Source organism: Frankia sp. CcMO1, from assembly GCF_977945845.1.
In genome coordinates, this window is sequence record NZ_CDWTMG010000016.1 from 1 (window position 1) to 10,009 (window position 10,009).

7 protein-coding genes are annotated in these 10,009 nt (G+C 70.6%); 4 read left to right on the forward strand and 3 right to left on the reverse strand.

The features are described from left to right. A partial coding sequence (locus AC08OU_RS04000) for a leucine--tRNA ligase (protein ID WP_476604394.1) occupies window positions 1–3,136 on the forward strand: 3,136 nt, incomplete at its 5' end. A gap of 20 nt (window positions 3,137–3,156) precedes the next feature. Here the strand turns inward: AC08OU_RS04000 and AC08OU_RS04005 are convergent. Beyond that, complete coding sequence (locus AC08OU_RS04005; RefSeq protein WP_476599272.1) at window positions 3,157–3,564, reverse strand: hypothetical protein; 408 nt, start codon at window positions 3,562–3,564, stop codon at window positions 3,157–3,159. Between the two features lie 305 nt (window positions 3,565–3,869). Then, window positions 3,870–4,772 carry a mycothiol conjugate amidase Mca gene (gene mca / locus AC08OU_RS04010; RefSeq protein WP_462185942.1) on the reverse strand — a complete coding sequence of 301 codons (903 nt, stop codon included), beginning with the start codon at window positions 4,770–4,772 and terminating at the stop codon, window positions 3,870–3,872. A 437-nt stretch (window positions 4,773–5,209) separates the two neighbouring features. Between mca and greA the strand changes: the two genes are divergently transcribed. From greA to AC08OU_RS04025, 3 genes are read left to right on the forward strand one after another with little or no spacing between them, the layout of a single operon-like run. Next, a complete protein-coding gene (gene greA / locus AC08OU_RS04015; protein WP_476599273.1) occupies window positions 5,210–5,692 on the forward strand; it encodes a transcription elongation factor GreA in 483 nt (160 codons plus the stop codon). A 39-nt stretch (window positions 5,693–5,731) separates the two neighbouring features. Further along, window positions 5,732–7,243, forward strand: coding sequence for a magnesium chelatase ATPase subunit I (locus AC08OU_RS04020; protein ID WP_476604395.1), 1,512 nt, complete (start codon window positions 5,732–5,734; stop codon window positions 7,241–7,243). Between the two features lie 43 nt (window positions 7,244–7,286). After that, window positions 7,287–9,281, forward strand: a complete 1,995-nt coding sequence (locus AC08OU_RS04025) for a vWA domain-containing protein (protein ID WP_476599277.1) — start codon at window positions 7,287–7,289, stop codon at window positions 9,279–9,281. On the opposite strand, the gene AC08OU_RS04030 is transcribed toward AC08OU_RS04025, so the two are convergent. Continuing rightward, entirely contained in the window at window positions 9,201–9,824 is a 624-nt protein-coding gene (locus AC08OU_RS04030) for a PadR family transcriptional regulator (protein WP_476599279.1), read from the reverse strand. The genes AC08OU_RS04025 and AC08OU_RS04030 overlap by 81 nt on opposite strands. Window positions 9,825–10,009: the final 185 nt, after the last annotated feature.

Here is a 10,009-nt window from a genome sequence, read left to right on the forward strand (position 1 = left end):
CGCGGGCACCGCGGGCGGCGCGGGCGGCGCCCCCGCCGGGACCGGGGGCGGCGAGCCGAGCTTCCGGTACGACGCCCGGCTCGCCGCCGACATCGAGCGGCGCTGGCAGCACCGGTGGGCCGACGAGGGCACGTTCAACTCGCCGAACCCGGTCGGGCCGCTCTCGGCGGACTTCGAGAAGGTCGCCGGCCGGGAGCCGTTCTACATCATGGACATGTTCCCCTATCCGAGCGGCTCGGGGCTGCACGTCGGGCACCCGCTGGGGTACATCGGTACCGACGTGTTCGCCCGCTACCTGCGGATGTCCGGCCGGCACGTGCTGCATCCGTTCGGATACGACTCCTTCGGCCTGCCCGCCGAGCAGTACGCGATCAACACGGGCCAGCATCCCCGCGACACCACCAATACCAACATCGCCAACATGCGCCGCCAGCTCTCCCGGCTGGGGCTGGGCCACGACACCCGCCGCGAGATCGCGACGACCGGCGTGGGCTACTACCGCTGGACGCAGTGGATCTTCCAGCAGATCTTCAACAGCTGGTACGACCCGCAGGCCGACCGGGCCCGGCCGATCGCCGAGCTGATCGAGGAGTTCGCCGCGGGCACCCGGGCGCCGGTAGCCGGCCCCGCCGGGGGGAACACGGCCGTGTCGGTTGACGCGGTCCGGGCGGCGAACCCGGCCGGGCTGGCGTGGGCCGAGCTCGACGAAGTGTCCCGCCGGAAGGCCGTCGACGCGCACCGCCTGGCCTACATCTCCGAACAGCTGGTCAACTGGTGCCCGGGGCTGGGCACCGTGCTGGCGAACGAGGAGGTCACCGCCGACGGCCGCAGCGACATCGGGAACTACCCGGTGTTCCGCCGGCCGCTGAAGCAGTGGGTCCTGCGGATCACCGCCTACGCCGAGCGGCTGATCTCCGACCTCGACCTGGTCGACTGGCCGGACTCGATCAAGCAGATGCAGCGCAACTGGATCGGTCCGAGCGAGGGCGCCAGCGTCGAGTTCACCGTCGTCGCCCCCGGCGAGGGGACAGGTGCCTCCAGTCCGTTCGATCTGTTCAATCTGTCCGATCCCTCCGATCCGTCCGGCTCATCGACCGCCCGGCGCATCGAGGTCTATACCACCCGCCCGGACACCCTGGCGGGGGCCACCTTCCTGGTGCTTGCGCCCGAACATCCCCTGGTCGACACGCTGATCGCCGACACCTGGCCGACGGGCACCCCGGTGAGCTGGCGCTTCCCGGCGGGACGGCGGGGCGGCGGCACGGAACCGGCGGGCGCCGCCGGGCCGGAGGCGGGCGCCGATCCGGCGTGGACCCCGCGAGCCGCCGTCGACGCCTACCGGGAGTTCGCGGCCCACCGCAGCGACCGGCAGCGCGGCGAGGAGGTCATCGACCGCACCGGCGTGTTCACCGGCTCGTACGTGCGCAACCCGGTCGGTGGCGGGGTCATCCCGGTCTTCCTGGCCGACTATGTGTTGCTGGGCTACGGCACCGGGGCGATCATGGCGGTGCCGGCACACGACAGCCGGGACTTCTCCTTCGCCCGCGCGTTCGACCTGCCGATCCCCGCCGTGCTGGAGCCGGACGCGGACTGGTACGCCACGCACGGGGTAGTGCCCGCGACTCCATCGGCGCAGTGGCCCGAGGCGTTCAGTGGTGCGGGCGAGTATCGGCCCGGTCCGGCCGGCGCCCCGGTGCTGGTCGGCCTGTCGAAGAGCGAGGCGATCAAGGCCACGGTTCACTGGCTGGAGGAGATCGGCGCCGGCAGGTCGGCGCGATCGTACCGGCTGCGGGACTGGCTGTTCTCCCGCCAGCGGTACTGGGGCGAGCCGTTCCCGATCGTCTTCGACGCCGACGGGCTCCCCCACGCGGTTCCCGACGAGCTGCTGCCGATCGAGCTGCCGGAGATGACCGACTTCCGGCCCACGGCGATGGCCGAGGACGACGCGAGCGACCCGCTGCCCCCCCTGGCCCGGGTCGCCGACTGGGTGACGGTCACCCTGGATCTCGGCGACGGGCCGAAGCAGTACCGGCGTGAGACGAACACCATGCCGCAGTGGGCCGGTTCGTGTTGGTACTACCTGCGCTACCTGGACCCGACCAACACCGAGCGCTTCGTCGACCCGACCGTCGAGCGCTACTGGATGGCCGGGCCGGGCGCGGTTCCCGGCGACGGCGGCGTCGATCTGTACGTCGGCGGCGTCGAGCACGCCGTGCTGCACCTGCTCTACGCCCGGTTCTGGCACAAGGTGCTCTACGACCTGGGCCACGTCTCGACCAAGGAGCCGTTCAAGCGGCTGTTCAACCAGGGCTATATCCAGGCGGATGCCTTCACCGACGCCCGGGGCATGTACGTCCCGGCGGCCGAGGTGACGGCGACCCCCGACGGCCGGTTCCTCTTCCAGGGCGCCCCGGTCAACCGGCGCTCGGGCAAGATGGGCAAGAGCCTGAAGAACAGCGTCAGCCCGGACGAGATGTACGACCGGTTCGGCGCCGACACGCTGCGCGTCTACGAGATGGCAATGGGCCCGCTCGACGCCGACCGGCCATGGCACACCGACGACATCGTCGGTTCGCACCGGTTCCTCCAGCGGCTGTGGCGCACCGTCGTCGACGAGACCACCGGGGCGGCCGCCGTCGTCGACGAGCCGTTGGACGACGAGGCTCTTCGCGTCCTGCACCGGACGATCCTCACGGTCACCGCCGAATACCCGGGGCTGCGGTTCAACACCGCGGTCGCCCGGCTCATCGAACTGACCAACTTCGTCAGCAAAAGTTACGGGAAGTCCCCCACCCCCCGCGCGCTCGCCGAGCCGCTCACCCTGATGGCGGCCCCGCTGGCCCCGCACATCGCCGAGGAACTGTGGTCCCGCCTCGGTCACGAGGAGTCGGTCAGCACGGCCGCCTTCCCGATCGGGGATCCGGCGCTGGCCGCCGAGTCGGTCAGGACGATCCCGGTCCAGGTGAACGGGAAGGTCCGGTTCACCCTCGAGGTTCCGGACGGCTCGGCGGAGCAGACGGTTCGCGATCTGCTCGCCGCGCATCCCGAGTTCGCCCGGCAGACCGACGGTCAGACGATCAAGAAGATCATCGTCGTGCCCGGTCGGATCGTGAATATCGCCACCTCCCCCGCCTAACCGGGGTCTGCGGCAGCCGCCTACCGATCGCTCCCCGCGGAGCCCGCGGGGGGTCCGGGCTGGGTCGGCAGGTCCAGCTGCTTGCCGCCACCCGCCGGGCCCGCCGGGCTACCGGCGCCGGCGGTGCCGGGGGTCTCCTCGACGACCTCCCCGTCGATAACCGGCGCATCTCCCCCGGGCAAGGCGGCGGAACCGCGCCCGCCACGGCGCCCGTCTCCACCGTCCAGCCGGCGCATCGCGTTCGGATCAGGATCGCCGCCGGCGAACTCGCCGCTGGCGACGTTCGACCGCATCCGGCGCAGGCTCTTCGAGAGGAAGAAGAAGATCATAATGGATGCCACGATCAGTGCCAGGACAACGAGGAACCCGACGGCTCCGGCGTCGATCTTCCTCTCGACCAGCACGGAAGCGGCGAAGACCTCGTTCACGGCCACGTCCTCACACCTGGTGTCCTCTGGTGTCCGCCACACCTGCTGTTACCGCCCGCCACGGGGACACTCCACGACGGGCGCCAGTTCCGACCCTACGCCCTGCCGTGCGAGCCCTCCGCCTCCGCGGCCACGCACCGTTGAATAGATCACATACTGTTCAAAAAGTCACATGCCGTCCAAGGAGTCGAAATGAAATAACTTGCGCGTTTCGAACCCTCCACAGGCCTGTGACCTGCGATGATGCTCTCGATCACGTATTTGTTACTTCATTACGTCCCCCAAAAGGCCACATCACCGGAAAGTCACACACCGTTGAACAGATCGTCTTCGGGCAGCATGCCGACCTCGATGAGAGAACGGGCCAGCTGGTAGTCCTCCGTCGGCCAAGCGTCCCGCTGCGCCTCCAGGGGTATCCGGAACCACCATCCGGTGGGGTCGACCTGGGTGGCGTGGGCGATCAGCGCCCGGTCGCGGGTCTCGAACCAGTCCGCGCACTCCACCTGGGTGGTGAGCCGACCGGTGTCCTCGGCGCGGTCGACCCACTCGGCCAGCCGCTCGGCATAGGGGGACTCCAGACCGCGGGCCATCATCTCCTCGTGGAGAGCGAGGATGCGCTCCTTGTGGAAGGTGAGGTGGTAATAGAGCTTGAGCGGCTGCCAGGGTTCGAGGCCGGCGTCAGCACCGACCTCGGGATAACGGTCGGGATCACCGGCCGCCTCGAACGCCTCCACACTGACCCGATGGGTCATGATGTGGTCGGGATGCGGATACCCGCCCGACTCATCGTAGGTCGTGATGACCTGCGGCCGGAACTGACGGATCAACCGGACCAGCGGACGGGCCGCCTCGTCGAGCGCGATGGTGGCGAACCGCCCGTCCGGAACGGGCGGCGGCGGATCGCCCTCAGGAAGCCCGGAGTCGACGAAGCCGAGCCACTCTTGGCGGACCCCGAGGATGAGCCGGGCAGCCTCCATCTCCTGCCTGCGGATCTCCGCCATCCGGGCGGCGACACCCGGCTGGTCCATCGCGGGATTGAGAATGCTGCCCTCCTCTCCCCCGGTACACGTGACCACGAGCACGTCGGCGCCCTCGCTGGCGTAACGTGCCATGGTGGCGGCGCCCTTGCTGGACTCGTCATCGGGGTGGGCGTGGATGGCCATCAAGCGCAGGCCATGCCGATCGTGGACCGCAGGCATGCGGCCCATTGTTCCTGATGCCCCGGCGTTGTTCCGAGCTCACTGGCCCGGGTGGTCCGAGCTCGCCCGGGGAACCGCCGGGGCCCGCCCCGCGTTCGGTCTAGAAAAGTCACCCAACGCCGTGGCACAATGCACCGTCCGCGCATGCTTCGACGGCAGGGCATGCTTCGACGGCAGGGCTGCCGTCGACCGGCGCACCGACATCGTCGTCGGCCCGGTCCGAAGGGCCGATGGACGACGGCCGGTCCCGTCGTCCTCCCACCCCTGCGTGAAGCATTCGTGGTCGAGGTCAAAGGCAAGGGCTGTCGGATCACCCGTAAGGGCTGACCCGCCGGTCCGGGGCTTCCAGGCGGTCCAGACGCCGCCAGAGCCACCAAGCCCGACATCTTCCTTGATTCATTTTGGTATGATGGTCCTTTTGATGTTCACCGAGGAGCGTGACCCGCGTGACGCAGCAGACTTGGCTCACCCAGGAGGCATACGACCGGCTCCGCTCCGAGCTCGACTACCTGACCGGCCCGTGGCGTACGGAGATCGCGACCAAAATTGAAGCTGCCCGCGAGGAGGGCGACCTCAAGGAAAACGGCGGCTACCACGCGGCCAAGGAGGAGCAGGGCAAGCAGGAGGCCCGGATTCGCCAGCTCACGGACCTGCTGCGCGACGCCCAGGTCGGCGAGGCAGCCGCGGCGACCGGCGAGGCCGGCCCCGGCACCGTCGTCGAGGTGCGCTTCCCCGGCGAACGGGAGACGGAGAAGTTCCTCATCGGCTCGCGCGAGGACCACAGCACGCCCATCGAGGTCTTCTCCCCGGCGTCCCCGCTGGGCGGCGCGGTGACCGGGCGCAAGGCGGGCGAGACCGTCTCCTACACGCTGCCCAACGGCCGTTCGGCCAAGGTCAAGATCGTCTCGGTGTCGCCCTACTCGGGCTGACTACGCCAGCAGCGGACGACTGCCGACCCGGCTGCACGGGTGGCGGCATCGGCGTACCGTCGACGGGTGGAGGATCTGCCGGCACAGCCCAGTCATTCCGTGCCACCGACCGTGGCATCTCCGGCCCACCCGCCGACGGCCGCCGCCTCGCAGCTCACCACCCTGGGTGAGCTGCGCCGCAGCGGGCACGCGCACCGCCCGGTGCGGACGGAGCTGCGCGACAACCTCGTCGCCCTGATGCGGGGCGACGGCCCCCGGTTCCCGGGCATCGTCGGTTTCGGCGAGACCGTCCTTCCCCAGGTCGAGCGGGCCATCCTGGCCGGCCACGACATCGTCTTCCTCGGCGAGCGCGGGCAGGGCAAGACCCGACTCATCCGCACTCTGGTGAGCCTGCTCGACGAGTGGTCGCCGGCCGTCGCCGGCTGTGAGATCAACGACCACCCCTACGCGCCGGTCTGCGGCCGATGCCGCGCGCTGGCGGCCGATCTCGGTGACGCGCTGCCGGTGGTCTGGCGGCACCGCGGCGAGCGGTTCAGCGAGAAGCTCGCGACCCCGGACACAAGCGTCGGCGACCTCATCGGCGACGTCGACCCGGTGAAAGTCGCCGAGGGCCGCACGCTCGGCGATCCCGAGACGCTCCACTACGGGCTGGTGCCGCGCACCAATCGCGGGATCTTCAGCGTCAACGAGCTGCCCGACCTCGCCGAACGGATCCAGGTCGCGCTGCTCAACGTGCTGGAGGAGCGGGACATCCAGGTCCGCGGCTACCTGCTCCGGCTGCCGCTGGACCTGCTGCTGGTCGCTTCGGCCAACCCCGAGGACTACACCAACCGAGGGCGGATCATCACGCCGCTCAAGGACCGGTTCGGCGCCGAGGTCCGCACCCACTACCCGCTGCACCTCACCGACGAACTGGAGCTGATCCGCGAGGAGGCGGTGATGTCCTGGGCGGGGTCCCCGCTCGGCGCGCCGGAAATACCCGATCACCTGGTGGAGATCGTGGCCCGGTTCACCCGGCTGGTGCGCGACGCCCCCCAGGTCGACCAGCGCTCGGGGGTATCGGCCCGGCTGTCGGTGGCCGCGGCCGAGACGGTGGCGGCCTCGGCGGTCCGCCGCGCGGCGCTGACCGGCGAGGAGACGCCCACCGCACGGGTGGTCGACCTCGCCGCGATCGTCCCGGCAGTACGCGGCAAGGTCGAGTTCGACCAGCTGGAGGAGGACCGGGAGGACGAGGTCCTCGCGCTGCTGCTGCGCCGCGCGGTGGCCGAGACGTTCCGGGCGAGGCTGGCCGGCGCGGACCTCACCGGCCTGCAGGCCCGCTTCGACGCGGCTGGCCCGGTCGAGACCGGCGACCTGGTAGCGGCGGCCGAGCTGCTGCGCCGGGCCGGGCCGGTGCCCGGGCTCGCGGCGATCCTGACCAGGCTCGGCGTGGACGGGGCGGAGTCGCCGGGGCTCGCGGCGGCCGCACTGGAGCTGGCGATGGAGGGACTGCACCTCAACCGTCGGTTGGCCAAGGAAGAGCTTCCCGGACGGACCGTCTACGGCACCTGACCCGGCGGCACCTGACCTCGCACGGAAGCTTCCAGGAGGAACAGTGAGTTCCGGAACATTCCGTTATGGCCCGTGGGACGGCGGACCCGATCCACTCGCCTCCCCCTTCACCGCGTCCGACGCCCTGGATGAGATGTCCCGCCAGATTCTGGAGGGACGCACCCCGCGGGAGGCGCTGGAGTCGCTGCTGCGCCGGGGCATGCCGGGCCGGCGTGGTCTGGACGACATGCGCCGGGCCGTCGAGCGGCACCGGCGGGAGGCCCGGTCCCGCGGCCGGATGGACGGGACGCTCCAGGAGGTCCGCCGGCTGCTCGACACCGCCGTGGGCCAGGAACGGGCGGCGCTGTTCCCCGACCCCTCCGACGACGCCCGGCTGCGCGAGGCCGAGCTGGACGCGCTGCCCGCGGACCCCGCCCGTGCGGTGCGCTCGCTCGCCGAGTACGACTGGCGGTCCCCGCCGGCCCGCGAGACGTACGAGAAGATCTCCGAGCTGCTGCGTCGCGAGGTCCTCGATTCCCAGTTCAAGGGAATGAAGCAGGCCCTGGAAGGGGCCGCGCCCGAAGACTTCGCCCGGATCCGGGAGATGGTCGCCGCGCTCAACGCCCTGCTGGAGGCGGACGCCCGTGGTGAGGACACCGACGAGGCGTTCGCCCGGTTCATGCAGGAGTTCGGCGACTTCTTCCCGGAGAACCCCGGCTCGCTGGAGGAACTGGTCGACGCGCTGGCCCGCCGGGCCGCCGCCGCCGCGCGGTTACTGGCCGGGCTCACCCCGCAGCAGCGATCCGAACTCGCCGACCTGATGTCCACGGCGATGGAGGACCTGAGGCTCGCCGCAGAGATGTCACGACTGGCGCAGGCGCTGCGCGCGTCCCGACCGGACCTCAACTGGGGTGGACGGGTGCGGGGGCGGGCCGGCCGGTTGGGCGACGGCCTGACCGGCGAGGAACCGCTCGGCCTCGGCGACGCCACCACCGCGCTGGAGGAGCTCGCGGAGCTGGACGAACTGGCCGCCGCGCTGGGGCAGGACTACGCCGGGGCATCCCTGGAGGACGTCGACCCCGAGGCGGTGGCCCGGGCGCTGGGCCGGTCCGCCGTCGACGATCTGCGGGGGCTGCAGGAGATCGAACAGGAGCTGGAACGGCAGGGATTCCTCACCCGCCGGGCCGGGAGCCTCGAGCTCACCCCACGGGCGGTGCGCCGGATCGGGCAGGCCGCGCTGGCCCGGATCTTCCGGCAGATCTCCGCCCGAGGCCGCGGGGATCACAGTGTGACCGACGCGGGTTCCGCCGGGGATCTGCTGGGCACCTCCCGGGCCTGGCAGTTCGGCGACACCCAGCCGATCGACGTCGTCCGCACAGTCCGCAACGCGGTGCTGCGCGGCGGTCCGCCCGGCCGGGGCCACCCGATCCGCCTGGCGGTGGCCGACTTCGAGGTCGCCGAGACGGAGCGCCGCGCCACGGCGGCGGTGTGCCTGCTCGTCGACCTGTCCTACTCGATGGCGCTGCGGGGCACCTGGGGCATCGCGAAGTCGACGGCACTCGCGCTGCACACGCTCGTCAGCACGTCGTTCCCGCAAGACAAGATCCACATTGTCGGCTTCTCGGACTACGCCCGGGAGCTGCGGCCGGTCGAGCTCGCCGGACTCGACTCCGAGATGGTGCAGGGCACGAACCTGCAGCACGCCCTGCTCATCGCGGGCCGGCTGCTGAGCCGCTACCCGCAGGCGGAGCCGGTCATCATGGTAGTCACCGACGGTGAGCCCACCGCGCACCTGCTGCGCGACGGGGCTCCCTCGTTCTCCTGGCCGCCGATGCCCGAGACCCTGGAGCTGACCCTGGCCGAGGTCGACCGGCTCACCCGGCGCGGCGTGACCGTCAATGTGTTCATGCTCGACGACGAGCCACGGCTGGTGCAGTTCGTCGAGGAGATGGCCAGACGCAACGGCGGGCGGGTTCTCTCACCCGATCCCGCCGCCCTCGGCAACTACGTCATCCGGGACTACCTGCGGGCCCGGGGCAGGCACCGCACCGTCCGCTGACCGCCGCGCCGCCCCGCCCGGCTCGGCGGCGAGGCGTTCCCAGAACTCGACCGCGAGCTCCTCGTAGCCGAGCCCGAGATCGAGGGCCCGGCGCAGCGACCAGGCCAGGGCACCCGCGGGCAGCGCGGTCAGGGAGCGGTACACCTCCAGGTGAGCGCGATGCGCCGCCGCCTGGGCCCGCGCGAGCCGGCTGACATCACCCGGCCGGCCCAGATCGGCGAATGCCAGCTTGAGCAGGCCGGGATCGCGCAGCTCGGTGCGCCCGGCCTCCGGGACGGCGAGCCACGCGGCCAACCTGCTCCGGCCGGCGCCGGTCAGGCGAAAGATCCGCCGCCTGCGGCCGGACTCCTCCCGTTCCTCAGAAAGGAGTCCGGCCGCGGCAAGGCGGGGCGGCTCCTTGTAAAGCTGGGCGTGCGGAAACGACCAGCAGTTACCGATCGAGCCGGCAACCGCGACCTTGAGCTCGTACGGAGTGGCACTGCCACGCCGCGCTACCTCCCCCAGGACCAGATACGACACCGGCGTCAGCGCGATTCCAGCCATGGTCTCGATGATATGACTTGGGGGACGTAATGAAGTAACAAATACGTGATCGAGAGCATCATCGCAGGTCACAGGCCTGTGGAGGGTTCGAAACGCGCAAGTTATTTCATTTCGACTCCTTGAATGATACGGGTTGATAGGTACTGTCTTTTCCGGACTATCTACCACATAGGGGACGTAATGAA